Here is an 18,585-nt window from a genome sequence, read left to right on the forward strand (position 1 = left end):
AAACTCATCTCACATTCAACATTTGTTTTAACTGGGGTACAACCTGTTTCATCGTAGTAATAAAATAATCCATTTCATCGATTGTATTTTCATAGGATAAGCTGATTCGCAGGGCACTTCGTGCGCGTTCTTCGCCAAGGCCCATTTCCATGAGGACACGGCTAGGCCGGTCCAGCTTTGATGAACAGGCTGATTTCGTAGAGACATAGATGCCTTTGTCCTCGAGGGAATGAAGCAACACTTCCGATTTCACTCCAGGAACAGACAAGTTGAGAATATGTGGTGCCCCTTCCTCAGGCGAATTGATATAGCATCCTTCTAATCCCTGCAAGCCTTCAACCAATCGATTTCGCATTCTTTTTAACGCATCTGGTTGATCTTTCAGCTTCTGCTGGGTGAGCCGCATCGCCTTCACCATTCCTACTATGCCCGCCAGATTTTCCGTACCTGGCCTGAATTTAGCTTCCTGTCCCCCACCAACAAGCAAGGGGGTTAATTGGGTCCCTTTCCGAACATAGAGGATTCCTGTGCCCTTAGGCCCGTGGAATTTATGAGCGGATAGGGAAAGCAGGTCAATTCCCAATGTTTCCGGTTTCACTGGAATTTTCCCGAAAGCTTGAACCGCATCCACATGAAAAAAGATCTTCGGAAAGCTTTTTAAATAGTTTCCAATCTCTTGAATCGGCTGGATGCTTCCTACTTCATTATTTACAAACATAATGGAAACTAAAATCGTCTCATCGGTAATTGCTTGCTTTAGGTCATCAAGCCTCACCATTCCTTTGCTATCAACCGGCAGCACAGTTAGGCGAACACCAAAGATATCTTGCAACTGCTTACAAACATCGAGCACAGCCGGGTGCTCGACAGCCGATGTGATGATATGCTTTCCGCGATTTTGATATTGAAAGGCAATCCCTTTAATCGCCGTATTATTACTTTCGGTCGCTCCAGAGGTAAATACAATCTCCCCAGGGCTCACTTCAAGAAACTTAGCAGTCAATTCCCGGGACTGTTTTAATACCTTTTCTGATTGAACGCCCAAATGATGAAGGGAAGATGGATTCCCATAATAAGTTTGAAGAACTTCCTTCATAGTTTCCACTACTTCAGGATAGGGCGCTGTTGTAGCCCCATTATCTAAGTAAACCACCCAAACCACCTCCTGAAAAAAAGACGGGTATAATTTGTGGAGAACGTACAGAGGATTATGTATAGAATTCCCTAGATCCACAAAAAAAGCCTAAAATTTATGTTACCATAATTTGTTCTAAAGAGATAGCAATGGAGTGTTTGGGTTTCCAATATTTATACAATGAAACCAAACCTTTCCTGATAGTACAATGAGGAAAGGAAAAGGAAACCATGTAGAAAGGATTTGCACAACATGATGAAACAACCGTGGAAGAAATGGATTCGTTCAGGTTTTCTCTGTACTGCTTTACTTTGGTCTGGCACCGCAGTGGCTGGCGCCGAGAACAACTCGTATACAGTGCAAAAAGGGGATATGTTATGGAAAATTGCTGAGAAATATGAAACAACCGTTGATCAGATTAAAGCAGCAAACCATCTTACGTCGGATGAAATCAGGATTGGACAAGCCTTAGTTATTCCCGAAAAAACAATTTCCTACAAAATCCAAAAAGGGGACGTGCTGTGGAAGATTGCCGAGAAATATGGGACAACCATCGATAAGATCGTTGCGCTGAACCAAATCACTGATTTTAATAACCTATTGATCGGGCAAGAGTTGAAGATCCCTCAACAGAGTGTTTCTGTGGACTCCGTAGTACCTGCTACTTCCTCAAGTTCAGCAGCAAAACCGTGGGTGGAATATCAAACCTATACCGTACAAAAAGGGGAAACCGGTTGGACGATTGCCCTCAAATTCGGAATCCCCTTTCAGGAATTTTTGCAGCTCAATAACATGACTGAATCAAGCATTCTTAATATTGGACAAAAAGTAAAAGTGGCGATCCATCACGTACCTGTCAAAGTAAGCGCTTCCTCATCTGTTGAATGGTTGGATTGGTGGACAGAAGCCCAATATGTCTTCCCGATTGGAACCGTAACCAAAATGACAGATGTCGCAACGAAAAAATCGTGGTACGTAAAACGGACAATTGGTGCCAACCACGCCGATTCCGAACCACTCACCAAAGAAGATGCCGCGATCATGAAAGAGGTTTGGAATGGTGAATATTCATGGAATGTTCGTCCCGTTCTCCTTCAGGTTGGTGAGCGAACACTAGCAGCTTCCGCAAGTTCCATGCCACATTCTACTATTGAATACATTATGGATAATGATTTTGCCGGACACTTTGATATCCACTTCTTAAACAGCACGAGACATAACGATGGAAAGTTAGATGTAAGCCATCAACAGGCGATTCGTGTAGCAGCTGCGGTGAGGTGGTAAGGGGGATAACCCTTTTTTTAGGGGGATCAAGGACTTTTCACTTCATAAAAGCTTTGGATTTGTCCTTGAGCAAGCCTCTCAAGGACTTTCCGCTTCGAAATAGCTTCGGATTTGTCCTTGAGTAGATTCTCGGGGATTTTTTCTTCGTTATCCGCTCCCTTATTCCAACAACTTCTTCATATAAAAGTCCTCTACTCCATTGAGATGCTCCAGCATCCATTTCTCTGCCTCATTTGGATTTTGCTCCTCAATCGCTCGAAAAATGTTTTGGTGTTCTTCCAAAAGCCGATCATGAATCCCAGCAAGTTTAAACATTTGTTCTCTGTTCACTTTAATGGAACGTTCCATCATCTCCGAGATGGAGTTCATGAGCGACTGCAGGATCTCGTTATGAGCAGACTTAGCAATAGCATCATGGAAATTCTTATCCGCATCTCCGCCAAAATTACCTTCATCATTCAACGGATCAAAGGCCTCTAATTCCGCCAAAGCAGCCCTGAGCTGCGTCAAATCTTCATGGCTTCTTCTTTGTGAGGCTAAGCGAGCGATATCCGTCTCTAGAATTTTTCTCACTTCTAACAAAGATAACAGATCCTGTTTGGTTAGTGGGCGTGTTGTTTCTAAAGAAGCTAACAATTCGTTGGTTTCTAACTTTGTAACAAAGGTCCCTTCTCCTTGTCGAATAGAAACAAGACCCATCGTTTTTAAGGAACCAATGGCTTCCCGAATAGTAGACTGTCCTACACCGAGCATTTCCCCCAATTCGCGCAACGAGGGAAGTCTCTGCCCAGGTTTATACACTCCGGAAATAATCTGTTCACGTACAAAATCAGCTACTTCCTCATAGGTTTTTCTAACTTTAAATGATGGCTTCATCCTTACCTCCATGTTTCCCCATAAGGAACAGATCATCTGATGACTATCTATAGTTTACCACATCCAGATCCATTGTGTACAATCCACACTTTTTTAAGCATAATGGGAGAAGAACATATATGAAAAGCCCTAAAGGCCAACTATGTGGTTTGTGAATGTGAGGGAGGAACTTCTGCTAAAACCGCAACGTCCTGTCGCAACGCCCCCTTCGGGGACAACGGTTACAAGCCAAATCGCCGTAGGACAGAAGTGTAAGTCGCAGAAGTTTGCACATCCTGTGCATCATCGTACACAAACCACAGGAGAAGGAGAAACTCAATGAAAAAAGTACTACTTTTGTTTTTCATGACACTATTGACTGCCTGTTCATCAACCCAGGAGATAGCTAGCAAACCACCTGTTGCTACTAGTGCTTCCCTCAACGAAGAAAAACCTTCTATAGAAAACGTCGAAAAACCGGCAGAACCTCAGAAAACAGAACAGGCAGAGCCCACTGTTATATTCGAGAAACCTGACCCGATCACTTTAACTTTTGCAGGTGACACGATGATGGCAGGGAGAGTGGCAGGAATTGTCGAGCGGAAAGGAATGGATTACCCCTTTACAGATGCTGCTCCCATTTTTCAAGACAGTGACCTAACCATGGTAAATTTGGAAACACCTTTGAGCAAGCGGGGATCGGCAAAAGATAAGGAATATACTTATCGAAGCGATCCGAGGATGGCCGAAGCATTGAAAAAAGCCGGAGTGGATATTGTTACCGTGGCAAACAACCATGCCTTGGATTATGGGATAGATGCTTTCCTTGATACATTCGATTTTTTAAATCAGGCTGGGGTCTCTTTTGTGGGAGGGGGGAAAAATACGCAGGAAGCCTATTCCCCCGTCACGGTTGAAGTGAAGGGTAAAAAAGTTAGCGTTTTTGGATTTAGCCGCGTACTTGCCGAGGCAAATTGGCATGCTGGAAAAGATACACCTGGGATGGCAAGTGCCTACGATCCGGAGTTGGTCTATCAAGCAGTAGAACCCATTATCGGGAAAAGTGATTACACCATTGTCTTGCTTCACTGGGGAAAAGAACTCGCGGAAGAGCCCCTGCCATATCAAGTAGAGCTAGCCCATGGTTTAATTGATCGTGGTGTTGATCTTGTGATCGGCAGCCACCCGCATGTTTTACAAGGGCTTGAATGGTATAAAGACAAACTCATTGCGTACAGTCTCGGAAACTTTATTTTCACCACGAGTCGGGTTGCGGAGGGACGTCAATCAGGGATTTTAAAAGTCTCATTACTAGATGATGTGATCACCCCAGAATTTATTCCGATGTTTATTGAGGGTGGGGCTGTTCATTTGGCGACTGGTGTCCAGAAAGAGGAGATCATGCAAAGGCTGGAGAGGCTTTCTAAAGAGGGAAATTGGAAGGAAGGGGTTTTTGAGAAATCTAGGTAACGGGATGAAGGACTTTTCGATCAAGTTCCGACCAAGATTTGTCCTTCATAAGCTCGATGAAGGACTTTTCGACTGGATCCCGACCAGGATTTGTCCTTCATAAGCTCGATGAAGGACTTTCCGACCGGATCCCGACCAGGATTTGTCCTTCATAACCCGATGAAGGACTTTCCGGTCAGATCTCGACCCAGTTTTGTCCTTCATAACCTTCCTCCCTCCCTACCCCACAATAGGAGGAGGGAGGATCGCAGAATAGGTTTGGAGCATCATCCAACCTAAAAATAAAGCGAGTCCGAAATAGGCAATTCCATATCCCCACCGTACTTTCACCGGAACCTCGTAATATTCTTCAGATTGGATGAGGCCTGTTTGTAGTTCTGGATAAATCACAAAGGTAAGTAGGATGGTCATTTTAAGTTCATCTGACTCCTCCACTGTCCCATGCAGCCTGGCCTGCACAACGATGCCCTGAGGAAATGGCAGCTCTGCAATTTTTCCGATTCCTGGATAGAACAGGTAGCAGATCTCTTCCTTTGTATTAATAGTGCATAACTGAACGAAACCAAGATCGCGTTCATGGGCTTCGGCTGGGAAGGGTAATCCGCTTTCCATAAAGTAATTCTTTGGTACAGAAATGGTTACCTTTGTCCTACTTTGTCGTAATTCTTCCGGTTCTGCTCTATTTTTCCGAACATATTTCTTGTAAAGCTCCCATGCGAACATCGCCCAGAAAAGAAGGAAAATGAGCGCCTTCAGGTAAATAATCACAACCAAACCACCGATCAAACCAACCACCCACAGCCAGCGGGAAATCGCGGTAACAATTCTTCCTCCATCCAAAGGATGAATGGGAATTAGATTAATCAAATTTAGAAAAAAGCCAATTTGCGCAATCGATAATAGAACGGGTGATTCTAAGCCGACACCAAGAAAAAACGCGGCCACAGCCCCAACAGTTCCAATCAGCGGTCCACCAAATGCCAAGTAAGCCTCAGTTGCCGCGTCAACTGGCTGTTTTTTCATCGTTATCAAAGCGCCTAGAAAAGGGATAAAAGCAGGTGCTGAAACGGGGATTCCTTTACGTTTTGCTGCAATCACATGCCCCATTTCATGAATGAAAATCATGACGACAACACCAATGGCAAACGACCACGGATAAATTAGCGCATACGCACCAACCATTAAAGCCATACTCCAAATCGTTCCGCCGAATTTCCCCAATTTTAATAAGGGCAGTAAAAATTTTAGCTTCCCACCAAAGAAGGCTAAAAATGCTAGAATTCCACCGAGAGACTTCCATCCCATCTTCTTATTGGAACGGTTCATTGATCCCACCATCCATCTTTTAGTTACATGAAATGCTCCCACAAAAACACACCAAGAATACCACCGACGACTACAAACATTATATTAACACGGAAAAGCGCTAATATCACAGACACTACAGTTCCAGCAACAGCAGAATACGGATTGCCCGTCGACTCCAGGATCCCCGGGAAAATTAAGGCACCCAATGCGGCAAAAGGGATAAACTGCAGAAATCGATTGAGAAAAGGGCTGAGTGAAACATTCTGCAGCAGAATCATGGGCAGAAGTCTCGGTAAAAAAGTTACTGCCCCCATCCCTAAAACAAGCAACCATAAATTATTCACCCTTTTCACCCCCTTCCGGAAACAACAAACTTCCCGCTAAAGCGGCAAGCACTGTGGATAGAACAATGGCCCACCCTGTTGAAAGATTCGAAAAGAATGGGATCCAATGCAAAATACTATGAAGCACAGCTGCGAGCAAAGATACAATAAGGATCGGTCTGGATTTACCCAAGGACGGCACGAGCAAACCAACAAACATGGCATACAAGGCAATTCCCATGCTGCTTTTTAATTCTTCGGGAAGCCCTTCAGCCAAAAAAATCCCCATCGCGGTACCAATGTTCCAAGCTAAAAAGGCTGCAAGATTTAAAGCCAACAAGAAATAGACGGACAGCTTCTGCTTCTTCTGAAGGGATGCAACAGAAAATGTCTCATCCGTTATACCATACGACAAGACAGCCAGTATTCCCTTTTCTGCTGGCTGAAGAATGCGTTGATTAAGGGATGCACTCATTAAAATATGCCGCAAATTCAGAATGAATGTCGTTAGGATAATTTCCGAATAACCGGCTGCAAGGCCCAGTAGATTCACCGCGACAAATTGACTTGCCCCGGCATAAACAAAAAATGACATCATAAGGCTTATATGATTGGGGATGCCTGTTGCTTTGGCCAGCAACCCAAAGGCAATTGCAATCGGAATATACCCAAGGGCAATAGGAAGGCCCGCCTTTAGCCCGGCAAGCAACTCCGCTTTTTTATTATTTGCGATCGGGGCTGTCGATGGTACTAAGACATCTTTATTCACTTGCATGTGTAACTCCTCCAAGATGGCTCCTTTTTAATATTATTTTATTATACATGAGAAACCAATTTGATGTGGGAATTTGAAATTGTATCGAGGGAAAAAAGAAAAGGAAGCCTAAGGCTTCCTTAACTCCTTAATACCCTATGAATGGTGCAAATAGCATCGAACCGATTAGGGAGACAATCCCAATCCCCATCGCCCATTTTCCCAAGCCCGTAGCTCCGCGTTTATAGGCGAAATAGCCAGCACCAATCCCTATCAAGGACAGTAAAAAGGGAAGAAAAAATAGGGAAGCAATGGCCAACACCAAGCCTACAACACCTAGTGTGGTTCCCCCTCCTTCATTTTCCTCAATTACTTCAATCGGTCTTGTATAATCATCGACATCTCGTTCCTCTCGCGTTGCAGGAAGAACACGAGGGGCTAACTCGGCGGCAGTTTCCTCTTGGAAATTCCTGTCGTCATTAGGCTCTCGATGATCCATATTCAACCAGATCCCTCTTTTCTGTTTAGGGTACTTATAGGGTTTGTTTTCATTGCACCGCATATCCTGTGAAAATAAAGGAAAAAACACCTGGGTTTCCAGGTGTTTTTAACCTTTTAACTAACTATTTCGCTCTAAAGGTACGACAACATGTTTCTGCGGAGTTTGAGGCCTTATCCTGATGCTCAGTCTGAACACCCAATTCACCTGCAAATTCGGAATTGAAATTTGCATGACGGTCTACTTCGACCATGATCTCAGGTGCAGCACAATTATTTCCATTTGCCCAGAAAGTGCAGTTAGAAACGGAGCATTTGACTTCTACTTGTGGCATTTGCCATCACCTCCACACTTAGAATTTCCCTAGGCAGACATTTTATTCGACTAGTGAACTTCCCTTAATTGCTGAACTTCGACAGTTATTTTATCACTTGGATCACTTTCCATATGGACCTGTGCAGTTTGATTTTGCGCATCCACCCTGTCGATCCATACTGAAGCTCCTTCATATTGGACATCGATCCTTTGTTCGGAATCAATAATTTGCTGCGCACGTGTTACATCCACAGTAATCTCCTCCTTATTCTCACGCGGTGCATTTTCATTCTTAGAATGATAGGGTTATTTTTTACCGTTTTTTCCAATTTATACGCTTCAAAGTCCCCAACATTTGGTATATATCCTACCCATTTTGCCCAAAATACAAATAGTAGAACTTTTGTAAAAGTGAGGTTGATTTAATTGGGGGCTATTAAATTATCCAACGTAAAAAAGAGTCAACTTATTGATTCTTTGCTTGATTCATACAATCATTACATGCAACTTTACAAAGTTTTGGGGGATCAAAAATATAAGGACCGTGCAGATATCTTTATGAATACCCTTAAGCATTATTTTTCCTAGAGATTCTGTAACTCCCCTTTATCCAATCGGGTTCCATTGTCCCAATAGATGGTGGGATAAAAGGTATTGCAGTTACTGTTCATTTGCAATAAAATAGGGGAGTTGAAAATTTGTATAGATAAGGTGAACAATATGGTTTGCAAAGTATGTTTAAGTGCATCCGTTAAAAATAATGGCTGCTCCCATTGCGGGGCCTCTTTCCATTCTCCCGTTCAGTTGATTAAAGAGTCTGTAAGGAATCATTTTATTAATTTTTTGCTAGGTTCATTTGGAGTTATTATTCTTGGAGCAATTTTAATTGGAATGCTTTCAGATTAGAGATAAAGCTAAAAAAGAGAATCCATGGGGATTCTCTTTTTTGTTACGGCCTATTTTTTTCTACGAAAAGCGATTCGATGAATCCCTTCATCGTATTCTGCAGCTAATTGTTCAGCCTCTGATGCTAATGAGTACGCCGCTTCGAAATCCAGTTCACGAAATGCCTGCTCTGCTTCCTGGAGCAATTGGTTAACATCTTTCCATTGGCTTCGAAAACGATTCGTTTGCTGTATTTTTTCTTCTGCTTGACGGCAATATTCAAACAGCTTATTAGCAAATTCAACCAACATTTTATTAAATTCCTTGGCATCCCGTACCAATCCATTCACGCGATGCAATTCTAACGGTACTTGATTAAGAGCCATCTCAATCTCGAAGAGAGCCTTTTTCCCTTCATAGATCAATTCCATTAGCTTTGGAGGGGTGCCAGGTAAATTTTCCCTTCTAACCTGTTGTTCAATCCGCACGATCTCTGTGTGCAGCATCATCACAGTGTCCTGGGCATCGTACTCCCCTTTGCGCAGCTCATCCAGTTCTTGGTAGGCCTCTTCCCTTTTTTGTAAGAGCGTTTCGATTTCCTGATTGGTTGTATCAAGCAAGTCAGCAGCCTGAATAAATTCCATATCATCGCCATTCTTCATTTGTTCGACTAAGAACAATTGATCAGCTACACTTTTACAAACCCGCTCAAGGTCCACATAATAATTAAACACAGTTCCTTCACTTATACTGTAACGAAGCGACAATTCCTCCAACTCCTCTTTCAAGCTTTCACGTTCTTCATCAAGAGAAGCAAGGAATGCAGGCATTTCTTCGAGATAATGCTGAACAAGCGCTTTTTTCGTAACGATTTCTTCCATCTGGTCATACTGCAGGTCAATCTTTTCTTTTAATTGCACAATTTCCCCGGCAAGTCCTTCCAGCTTTCCTTCCTTAATTTTTGTGTTTAACAAATCGGACTGTTTCATCAGCTCGTCCAATTGTCCTGTAAAATGTTCCAAAGGAATGCGGTACCCGTTGTCTACCATCTCTAGAAGGCCCGCCCTTAATTCTCGCAAGTCCTTCTCAATAGTAACAGCCACTTCATTTTTCAATTGTGGGAATTCGTCTACTTCCTTCAAAATTTCAATCAGAATAAGTTTTCTTTCCTTCAGTTGCTCAAGCCATTGGGCAACATCCTCTTCCAACTGTGAATCTTCTGTTTTGATCCACTGTTCCACTTGCTGATGTTTTTCCGATAGCCCTGGGAAAGTAACACCAAATTGGAATTTTGCTTCATCCAGCTTCCGTCCTACCACAGTCAGGGTTTTCTTAATTTCATCCACTAGTCGCTCACATTCTTCCAACATTACCATGGATTGGAACATCTTGCTATGAAATTGACTAATATCATTTTCTGCTTGAGCTAATTGGTCTTTGGTTTTTTGCAGGATTTGTGCTGCCCTTCTATAACGGAAACGATCACATAACGCTTCAGCCTCTAGAAGGTTAAATTCAGCAGTTGGGAGTGCATCCCTGCGAACTCGCTCAATGATGGCTGAGGCTTGATTGGCTTGTCCCTTTGGATTTTCAGGAATATCCCCATCCAGCTTTTTCACTTTATCCTCGATTGTATCTAACCAATCTTCAATCTCATCCATTTCTTTGAAGAGTCTTCTTCTTTGGAAAAAACTGTACAAACCTATCGACAAAATAAGCAAAATGACACCAACTAGGTAATAAAGCCAGGCTGGTAAAGAGGCTTGTTCTTCGGTTTCCTTCCCTTGTGCCTCTGTGTTAGAACTCGAAGTTTGAGCTTGTCCCCCGTTTTTCACGGTGCTACTGAACTGCTGAAGCAACGTTGAAAGACCAGTCATATAAGACTTTTGTTTGGCATAGGGGACAAAAATATGATCTACTTGATCCTTCACGATTTGACCGGTTAAGCCCTTTTCTGAAAAGTATCCCCCAGCATGAACCGCAAGTTCATCTTTGTCCATATTCAAGACAAGTAGCATTTCATGATCCGACATATTATAATGCGTAAATAATTGGTCCGCGTACTCCTGTGTGGTAACTTCTTCGGTTGCAGGAATAATTACGACTTTATATTTTTCAGGAAGTTTACTTACAATTTCATTTAATTGCTCCACTTGAGAGGAATCTATTATATTTTGGCTGTCCTGAACCACGGCATTGCTCTGAGGTGGAAATTCCTCTGCCATGATCGTACTTGTCCAAACAAAAAAACTTGTACAAAATATGATTAACGATCTCTTTAACATCGGGTGATTCTCCTTCATCTTTTTGCATGTGAAGAGCGACCACTTTTATCAATTTCAATGGTAGCTCTCATTAAGCCATCTACATATATTCTTTTAATGCAAAAAAAGTTCCTGCTTGACCAGAAACTTTTTTCATCAGAATTCATCATTTTTCAACTTATATCCCCAAACCTTCGACAAAAAACCGATATATCTTTGTCGATACTCAGGTGACATGGGTTCAACGTAAAAAAGTTCCCGCATGATTTGTGGATTAGAATAAGGGAAAAACATTCCCCCCATCATGTGGATGAGCTGCATTTCGACGTCCAGGTCACAATCAAATTCCCCGCGCTCCATACCTGTCTCAAGGAGGGTGGCAAAATGAGCTTTTAACCTCGCCATATATGTACTCATAACTTCGCGCACAAGCATGGAATCAACACTTAGTTCACGAAGAATAATTGCGGAAACCTCCATATTTTCGGCTTGATACCCAATTAATGTATCGAGAGAGTCGATCAACTGTTGAAAACAGCTTTCTTCTTGTTCTTCTCCACCTTGTGTAACAGGCTGCAATTTAGTAAACAGCTTCTCAAAATAATCTATCATCATCCATTCCAATATTCCCTGTTTGTTTTTAAAATGATAGCTTACTAGAGCTGAATTGACTTTGGCTGTATCAGCAATCTCGCGAATCGAGGTGCTTCCGAAACCTTGGACAGCAAAAAGGGATATTGCGGCTTTAACAATAGATGCTTTTGTTTGGTTAACAGATTTACTCATGATGATCTCCCCCCTTAATTCTAATCACTCACCAATGGACAAGCCGCTGGGAGGGTTCTTTATCCCCTAACTTCAAACAGGGGATGGGGTATTGTTTTTTCTTTATATTTTATCACCCGATCGATAGCAATGTGAATAACCCAGCCAGCAATAGACCAGAACAGAATATTCAGAAACAAAAAGCTGATCATTGCTACGATCGCAACGGTAGAATAGGAGTGGAGCATGGACTGAAGAACATAAAAAGCCTTGGAACCCTTTTCATTCCCGAAACTAGAAATCGGAAGTAACGAAATTACCTTGGGCAAGACCAGAAAGCATAGAAAGGTAGTCCACGTCGTCCCATAGATCAAAAACACGTATAGTGCCACAATACCAATGAAAGCGTTTTCCAAACGATATAACACTCTTTCCATGTTCATCCCCTCCTTCTTCTGTGGCTTGTGAACTACGTTGAGATAACCCTCTTTCACAAACCATTTAGTTGTTCTTTAGGGCTCTCTTCTATTTTATTCCATTTTACCCCAAAGAGTACATACTATTTTTTATATTTTAAAAATAATATGGTAATTAATACCTCTTTTAATTTTTCAGTAAATTTGGTACCATTGGACTATATTAAAAGATTCCGAATAGGTGACTTTAAAAGGAAATTGCTGAGGGAGGGATGTCATGAAAAAATTTCTTGCTCAATTGGTTGGGTTATTGGTATATTTGGCAATTCCCCTTTATATCTCCTCAGATCAGTGTATTCTAAACAATGAATATGCCCATGGATTTAATTCTGTTAAGAACCTCAAGGTGATGACATACAACATTCGAGGTGCCCGAACAGATGATGGGAAAATAGAGTTGGATACAATCATTCAGGAGATAAAAAAGCTGGACCCTGATATCCTAGCTCTCCAAGAAGTTGACTACCATCTCCCACGTTCCCACTTTGAAAATCAAGTTGAGGTCATTGGCAAGCAATTAGAAATGAACTATTTGTTTGTTCCTAATCTGAATTTTGTTATTGGTTCCTACGGCAATGCCATTCTGAGCAAATTTCCGATCATTGAATATGAATATTACCAATTGCCAAGTGAGAGTGAATCGAGAGGGCTGGTTCGCGCCCAGATCAATACCGGAACCCAAAACATTGATGTTTACGCCACACACTTAGGCCTTCCTTATACAGAAAGAGTAGACCAAGTAGCATCGCTGAACACACTGATTGCAAACGGCCCCATGCCAAAACTTCTATTGGGAGATTTCAACACTAAACCTACGGAAATTCCCATCCAATCTTTACGTTCTGTTTTTATCGATCCTGTACGCGAGAGCCATTTTAACCTAACGACTTATAAACATAAAAATAAAGAAACGCAATTGGACTACATCTTATATACAAACGGCTTCACTTTTGAAAGCGCTTTATCGGATTCATCCACCATCTCTGATCATAATCCGCTTATGTATTCCCTAATTCTTTCCACACAATAGCGTTCTTCCGCTCTTGTGTTTTTTTATTCGCTCAGATGTGTCGTATCATTCACCGTATGAATCATCCAGGCCTCTTTCTCAAAGATCAGATGATTAAACGCTGTATTCCCCATCTTTGTTATCCCTGTTCCATGTACACCGTTGCTATACAAATGCAGCACCGCATTAATGAAGCCTCCATGACTAACCACAGCTATGTGCTGTCCTCTGTATTTTTCGGCTAACCGCTGCAGCTCTCTGTTTCCTCTGGCTTTCAGCTCCTCTAGCGTTTCAATCCCATAGTTTGCATCTAGAACCTTCCCTTTTTGGTGGTCCGGAAACTTGGCTTGAATCTGATCAAAGGTCATACCCTCCCACTCGCCGTAACAACGCTCCCGAAGCTCTTTAGAGATGGTAAATACACTTGAGGTATGATATTTATAGATTTCTTCCGCCGTTTTTCTTGCCCTCTCCAAATCGCTAGAACAGATCACTTGCAGTGGAAGACTTGCCATCCTTTTACCAATCTTCTCCGCTTGCTTCCTACCTATCTCGTTCAACGGAATATCAGTATGTCCTTGCAACCTTTGCGATCTGTTCCAATCCGTTTCACCATGCCGTACTAAATAAAAATGGGTAATCATATCAAAGCTCCTTTAATCTGCTATTTATCTCTTTATCTTAACATCTTGACATCGATTATTAAAATAATATAATATAACTTATGTGTGTTTTAGGGTAGCAACGATTTTAGGTAAAAACAGTGAAACACCCTCTATAGTTTGTTCCCATCGGGACGCGGCTGACTTTCCCCATGGTACATGCTGCGAAAACGCTACCGTTCGAATTGCATGCTGGAAGAGCAAACTAATTCACTGGAAGTTAACACCTAAAAATCTAACTAAAAGGAGAAATGATTCATGTCTCGTTATACAGGACCTCGTCACAAATTAGCTCGTCGTTTAGGTATTTCCCTTGATGGAACTGGTAAGGATCTTAAGCGTAACTATCCTCCAGGACAGCACGGACAAAACAATCGTCGTAAGTTAAGCGAATATGGAATTCAATTACAAGAAAAGCAAAAGCTTCGCCATATGTATGGAATGAACGAAAAGCCATTCCGAAAGCTATTTACTCAAGCAACTAAGATGCCTGGGGTAGCTGGTGCGAACTTTATGAAATTGCTTGAATCCCGTTTGGACAACCTTGTGTATCGTTTAGGTTTAGCTGCTAGCCGCCCTGCAGCTCGTCAATTAGTCGTTCATGGTCATGTGACCGTTAATGGAAAGAAAGTAAATGTTCCTTCCTATCGTGTACAACCAGGCGATGTGATTGGTGTTCGCGAGAAGAGCCAAAACCTTGAAATCATCAAGGATGCTCTTGCTGCACGCACTTATCTTCCAAACTATCTAAGCTTCAATGATTCAACTTTGGAAGGTACTTATGTTCGTCTTCCAGAACGTGAAGAAATGAATGCAGAAATTAATGAAACTCTAATCGTTGAGTACTACTCTCGTTAAGATGAAGAATCGGTCGGCCCTGTGGGCGGCCGATTTTTTTATCGGTTCGCGGATTCCCTACTTTGTCCCATCCCCATAGTTCCTCATATGCATGTCATCTTCCACCAGCAAAATGTTCATCATTCTCCATACCCTCCTCCCGTTCAAACCACACCGGAATCGTAAAGTAGATGCAAAACCCTATGCAGGGTATATTTTTTGCAGCTATGCTTCCCTGATGTGATCGTACGATTTCTTTGCATATGGAAAGTCCCAGACCAGAGCCTTTTATCGCATGCTTACTTTCTTTTGAACGGTAAAACCGTTCAAAAATTGCTTCCAGTTCGTTTTCCGGAACTAGTGGGCCATTATTCGTAATGCTTACAACAGCCTCCGCTGTTCCTAAATCATGCTCACAAAGCTCCACTTTCATTTCAATTATTCCCTCATCGGGTATAAACTTTTTAGCATTTGACAAAATATTTACAATGACTTGCTCCATTCGATGGATGTCCATTGATGCAAAAGCTGTGCCTTTTTCTTTTAGCTCCTTATATGTAGGCGACTCCCAAGTGAATTGGGCGGCACGTTCTAGCATGTCCATCTCATAACAGCTGTATAGGTGATGAAAAAAGGAAGTAATATCAACCTTCTGAAATTGGAAAGAAGTCAGTTCCGTTTCAAGTTTAGTAAGCTCCACTAAATCATTGATTAATCGTTCCAACAATTCTGTCCGCTCATAAATGCGCTTTGCGTATTTCTTGTAGTCCTGTTCAACCAACCCATCAGCCACAGCGCTCGAAAGCGCCCGTATTGCGGTGAGAGGGGTTCCTAATTCATGAGAAATACTCGATAAAAGTTGACGGCGAAACTGCTCGTTTCGGAACAACTGATCATTTATCCTTGACAGTTCCTCATTAGAACGACGAAGCTCAATCGTTCTCTCCTTAATTTTTTGTTCCAGTGTTTCATTGGCAACAATTAATTCAACTGACAGACGCTCGGCCTTTTCTGCTGTATGGGAGAATTTTAAGGATAAATGGATAGATTGCGAGAACAATAGAATGAGTAGCCCATATGGAGCAAAATCCCCATATGGAATGAGATGATTATAAAATAAAATATCTGCAATGATTGCTGTGGAAAAGAAAATAAACCCAACCATATTAATAATGGAATCTATTTTCCTTTTTAGGGCAGTCCTCAGGAAAATAATAAGCAAAACAGTCAAGACTGGGGCAATCACCAATAATTGATAAGGAAGCATCAAATGAGTATAGATTCTCGCAGGTGCTAACAGGATAAGAAGGATCAAACTGGAATGAATGACAGCGGATATTTTAACCATCAGACCTTTCATATCCAAGTACTCTTTATAGACAAATATGGTCAGCATGTGCATCCCCACGAAAATCGATCCATATTCTAACTTCACGGCCCATTCCCAGGAAAGGCTAGGAAAAAGATTGAGCAGGACGGCTTCCCCTAATACGGAGGTTCTAACTGCAACAGCAAGACATAGGCCCCCGAAATAAAGTGCAGACAATTCCTTTCTTCTTCCGACATATAATCCTAAATGATAGAGTCCCATAACAATTAAACAACCGATAATAAAAACTTCAGAAGCAAAGCTAAACAGTTGTTCCGCTCTGATTTGTTCAGTACTTCCAAGACGGACTGGTTCCCATATCCCCCCTTTTCGCTGAACAAAATTCGATACCTGCATGACGAGCTCATTGCTACCAGGCTGTGGGACAAAGGTAATGACCTTAGGCAAGTTGTAGGGTACCATGGTTTGCAGCGAGGTACCCACTGCCCCATTTACGGCATGAAGTTCTCCATTGATCCACAAACGATAGGAGGTGGCTACCCCTCCCACGTAGAGAGCAAGCGGCTGAGAGGGCTCATCAGCGGGAAGAATCATGCGGAGTCGGTAGGTGCCATAACCCATGTTAGAAAGTGGCTGTTTCTCCGTATTTGCGCTTCTCCAGACGGATGGGACATGCACTTTCAACGGCTTTTCTTGCAAACCGTTTATTTGTTCTGGAGCAACGAGTTGATTCCAATAAAGATCCCAAACCCCATTCAGATTCACGATCCCTTCTGAGACTTCCCACCCAGATAAATCTATCATCGCTTCAGAAACGTTCTTTTCCTTAGCTATTAGAGTGGCTTGACTGCACTCAACAAACACCGCGATGAGAAAAACAATCGAAAGCAAGTTACCTAATCTCGACATGATTGTAAACTCCTAAAATAATACTATTTTTCATTCACTTTTTTTTATTTATACTTATAAAATTAATTCTTTTAAAGACAATCAAATCCTTTTCAATCTTCTGTGAAAATTTTACAAAAAAAGCACAGGCTGACCGCCCGTGCTTTCCATTTTACTTATTTTACTAAAACCTTAGCAAACTTTCTTTTTCCTACTTGTACAACCATGCCTTCTTGCACAGCAATCTGCGCATTTACGTCCTCTACCTTTTCTTCGTTAATTCGTACTCCCCCTTGCTGAACCATCCGTCGTCCTTCTCCAGTGGAGGAAGTCAACCCGAGTTCCACAAGTAACTTCGCAACCCACAACTGTCCATCTATCAGAGATTCGGAAGAGATTTCGACTTCAGGGAGATCGGAAGGCAATGTACGCTGTTGGAAAACCGTTTTAAAATGCTCTTCAGCCTCCTCCGCCTGCTCCTGCCCGTGAAACATCGTAACAAAGGTTTTTCCCAGATTCATTTTCGCATCCCTTGGATGAATGCTGCCATCGGCTAATCCGCTTTTCAATGCAGCTATCTCATCATTGCTAAGGTCCGTCACTAATTCATAGTACTTCAACATCAAGTCATCTGGAACAGACATCGTTTTTCCATATATCTCGTTAGCCGGTTCATTGATTCCAATGTAATTCCCTAGACTTTTACTCATTTTCTGAACGCCGTCGAGTCCTTCCAGAATCGGCATCATAATCGCAATCTGCTGATCTTCACCATATTCCTTTTGCAGCTGTCGTCCCATCAGTAAATTGAATTTTTGATCGGTTCCTCCCAATTCAATATCACTCTTCAGCGCAACCGAATCATAGCCCTGCATAAGCGGATAGAAAAATTCATGAACACTAATGGGCTGCCCAGACTGGTAACGTTTTGTAAAATCATCTCGTTCCAACATCCGAGCCACTGTTACATTTGATGCTAGGCGAACAACATCAGCAAAATCCATTTTTCCTAACCAGCTGCTGTTATAATAAATTTCAATTTTATCCACATCCATCACCTTTGCAAATTGTTCTACATAGGTTTTGGCATTCCGTTTTACATCCTCTTCAGTTAATTGCTTGCGGGTTTCTGATTTACCAGTTGGATCACCAATCCTCCCGGTGAAATCTCCAATTAACAGTTGAACCTGATGGCCCAATTCCTGAAATTGACGAAGCTTGTGGAGCACTACGGTATGTCCCACATGCAAATCAGGTGCAGAAGGGTCCAAGCCTAGTTTCACCTTTAAAGGAATTCCTTCCAAAACCGATTTCTCCAGTTTTTCCACCAATTCTTTTTCCGGAACAATCTCCGCTGCCCCTCTGCGAATGATCTCCAGCTGCCGCTCCACTTCTTTTTGCTGCTCTACGGTTAGCTCCCTTTTCTTTTCCATGTCTTATTGAATCACCCTTCTTATTTTTGTTATTGAAAAAACAAAAAAAGCCACTCATCCACATAGGGACGAGAGGCTCTCGCGGTACCACCC

At 42.2% G+C, this 18,585-nt stretch carries 20 protein-coding genes and 1 other annotated feature (1 of these 21 only partly in view); of the genes, 5 read left to right on the forward strand and 15 right to left on the reverse strand.

The window, feature by feature from the left end; translation table 11 throughout:
• Positions 1-4: 4 nt before the first annotated feature.
• Positions 5-1,153 (reverse strand): cysteine desulfurase family protein, encoded by a 1,149-nt coding sequence (locus J2Z37_RS14195; protein ID WP_209810931.1) that lies wholly within the window; start codon positions 1,151-1,153, stop codon positions 5-7.
• 234 nt (positions 1,154-1,387) lie between these two features.
• Here J2Z37_RS14195 and J2Z37_RS14200 point away from each other — a divergent pair, with 234 nt between their 5' ends.
• Positions 1,388-2,419, forward strand: a complete 1,032-nt coding sequence (locus tag J2Z37_RS14200; protein ID WP_209810932.1) for a LysM peptidoglycan-binding domain-containing protein — start codon at positions 1,388-1,390, stop codon at positions 2,417-2,419.
• A 159-nt stretch (positions 2,420-2,578) separates the two neighbouring features.
• Here J2Z37_RS14200 and J2Z37_RS14205 read toward each other — a convergent pair whose 3' ends face one another.
• The gene (locus tag J2Z37_RS14205; RefSeq protein WP_209810933.1) at positions 2,579-3,295 is read right to left on the reverse strand and encodes a FadR/GntR family transcriptional regulator; all 717 of its coding nucleotides are present in this window, start codon (positions 3,293-3,295) and stop codon (positions 2,579-2,581) included.
• A 142-nt stretch (positions 3,296-3,437) separates the two neighbouring features.
• Here J2Z37_RS14205 and J2Z37_RS14210 point away from each other — a divergent pair, with 142 nt between their 5' ends.
• Both J2Z37_RS14210 and J2Z37_RS14215 read left to right on the forward strand, forming a co-directional pair.
• Entirely contained in the window at positions 3,438-3,617 is a 180-nt protein-coding gene (locus tag J2Z37_RS14210; protein ID WP_209810934.1) for a hypothetical protein, read from the forward strand.
• Complete coding sequence (locus tag J2Z37_RS14215) at positions 3,614-4,744, forward strand: CapA family protein (RefSeq protein ID WP_209810935.1); 1,131 nt, start codon at positions 3,614-3,616, stop codon at positions 4,742-4,744. The genes J2Z37_RS14210 and J2Z37_RS14215 overlap by 4 nt, the downstream gene beginning before the upstream one ends.
• Before the next feature lie 45 nt (positions 4,745-4,789).
• Here the strand turns inward: J2Z37_RS14215 and J2Z37_RS14220 are convergent, their stop codons facing one another.
• The 10 genes from J2Z37_RS14220 to J2Z37_RS14265 form a co-directional block, all read right to left on the reverse strand.
• On the reverse strand, positions 4,790-4,948 hold the full coding sequence (locus J2Z37_RS14220) for a hypothetical protein (RefSeq protein WP_209810936.1): 159 nt from the start codon (positions 4,946-4,948) through the stop codon (positions 4,790-4,792).
• A gap of 15 nt (positions 4,949-4,963) precedes the next feature.
• Entirely contained in the window at positions 4,964-6,070 is a 1,107-nt protein-coding gene (locus J2Z37_RS14225) for a site-2 protease family protein (RefSeq protein ID WP_209810937.1), read from the reverse strand.
• A 23-nt stretch (positions 6,071-6,093) separates the two neighbouring features.
• Positions 6,094-6,396 (reverse strand): AzlD domain-containing protein, encoded by a 303-nt coding sequence (locus J2Z37_RS14230; protein ID WP_209810938.1) that lies wholly within the window; start codon positions 6,394-6,396, stop codon positions 6,094-6,096.
• Positions 6,389-7,150, reverse strand: coding sequence for an AzlC family ABC transporter permease (locus tag J2Z37_RS14235; RefSeq protein WP_209810939.1), 762 nt, complete (start codon positions 7,148-7,150; stop codon positions 6,389-6,391). Before J2Z37_RS14235 ends, J2Z37_RS14230 begins: the two co-directional genes overlap by 8 nt.
• A 127-nt stretch (positions 7,151-7,277) precedes the next feature.
• Positions 7,278-7,634 (reverse strand): DUF4190 domain-containing protein, encoded by a 357-nt coding sequence (locus tag J2Z37_RS14240; protein WP_425340323.1) that lies wholly within the window; start codon positions 7,632-7,634, stop codon positions 7,278-7,280.
• 118 nt (positions 7,635-7,752) lie between these two features.
• Positions 7,753-7,962, reverse strand: coding sequence for a DUF1540 domain-containing protein (locus J2Z37_RS14245; RefSeq protein ID WP_209810940.1), 210 nt, complete (start codon positions 7,960-7,962; stop codon positions 7,753-7,755).
• Between the two features lie 50 nt (positions 7,963-8,012).
• Complete coding sequence (locus J2Z37_RS14250; protein WP_209810941.1) at positions 8,013-8,195, reverse strand: H-type small acid-soluble spore protein; 183 nt, start codon at positions 8,193-8,195, stop codon at positions 8,013-8,015.
• A gap of 704 nt (positions 8,196-8,899) precedes the next feature.
• A complete protein-coding gene (locus J2Z37_RS14255) occupies positions 8,900-11,113 on the reverse strand; it encodes a septation ring formation regulator EzrA (protein WP_209810942.1) in 2,214 nt (737 codons plus the stop codon).
• Positions 11,114-11,248: 135 nt separating this feature from the next.
• The gene (gene refZ / locus J2Z37_RS14260; protein ID WP_209810943.1) at positions 11,249-11,878 is read right to left on the reverse strand and encodes a forespore capture DNA-binding protein RefZ; all 630 of its coding nucleotides are present in this window, start codon (positions 11,876-11,878) and stop codon (positions 11,249-11,251) included.
• 59 nt (positions 11,879-11,937) lie between these two features.
• On the reverse strand, positions 11,938-12,294 hold the full coding sequence (locus J2Z37_RS14265) for a DUF4260 family protein (RefSeq protein ID WP_209810944.1): 357 nt from the start codon (positions 12,292-12,294) through the stop codon (positions 11,938-11,940).
• 256 nt (positions 12,295-12,550) lie between these two features.
• On the opposite strand from J2Z37_RS14265, the gene J2Z37_RS14270 reads away from it, so the two are divergent.
• The gene (locus tag J2Z37_RS14270; protein ID WP_209810945.1) at positions 12,551-13,363 is read left to right on the forward strand and encodes an endonuclease/exonuclease/phosphatase family protein; all 813 of its coding nucleotides are present in this window, start codon (positions 12,551-12,553) and stop codon (positions 13,361-13,363) included.
• Between the two features lie 23 nt (positions 13,364-13,386).
• Here J2Z37_RS14270 and J2Z37_RS14275 read toward each other — a convergent pair whose 3' ends face one another.
• Entirely contained in the window at positions 13,387-13,986 is a 600-nt protein-coding gene (locus J2Z37_RS14275) for a histidine phosphatase family protein (protein WP_209810946.1), read from the reverse strand.
• Positions 13,987-14,262: 276 nt separating this feature from the next.
• Between J2Z37_RS14275 and rpsD the strand changes: the two genes are divergently transcribed.
• On the forward strand, positions 14,263-14,862 hold the full coding sequence (gene rpsD / locus J2Z37_RS14280) for a 30S ribosomal protein S4 (protein ID WP_209810947.1): 600 nt from the start codon (positions 14,263-14,265) through the stop codon (positions 14,860-14,862).
• A 94-nt stretch (positions 14,863-14,956) separates the two neighbouring features.
• Here rpsD and J2Z37_RS14285 read toward each other — a convergent pair whose 3' ends face one another.
• Both J2Z37_RS14285 and tyrS read right to left on the reverse strand, forming a co-directional pair.
• A complete protein-coding gene (locus J2Z37_RS14285) occupies positions 14,957-17,080 on the reverse strand; it encodes a sensor histidine kinase (protein WP_209810948.1) in 2,124 nt (707 codons plus the stop codon).
• 155 nt (positions 17,081-17,235) lie between these two features.
• Positions 17,236-18,492 carry a tyrosine--tRNA ligase gene (gene tyrS, locus J2Z37_RS14290; RefSeq protein WP_209810949.1) on the reverse strand — a complete coding sequence of 419 codons (1,257 nt, stop codon included), beginning with the start codon at positions 18,490-18,492 and terminating at the stop codon, positions 17,236-17,238.
• A gap of 61 nt (positions 18,493-18,553) precedes the next feature.
• Positions 18,554-18,585 (reverse strand) — a binding site (T-box leader); it runs 147 nt beyond the window's last position.

The organism is Ammoniphilus resinae, assembly GCF_017873965.1.
GTDB classification, from domain to species: Bacteria; Bacillota; Bacilli; order Aneurinibacillales; family RAOX-1; genus Ammoniphilus_A; species Ammoniphilus_A resinae.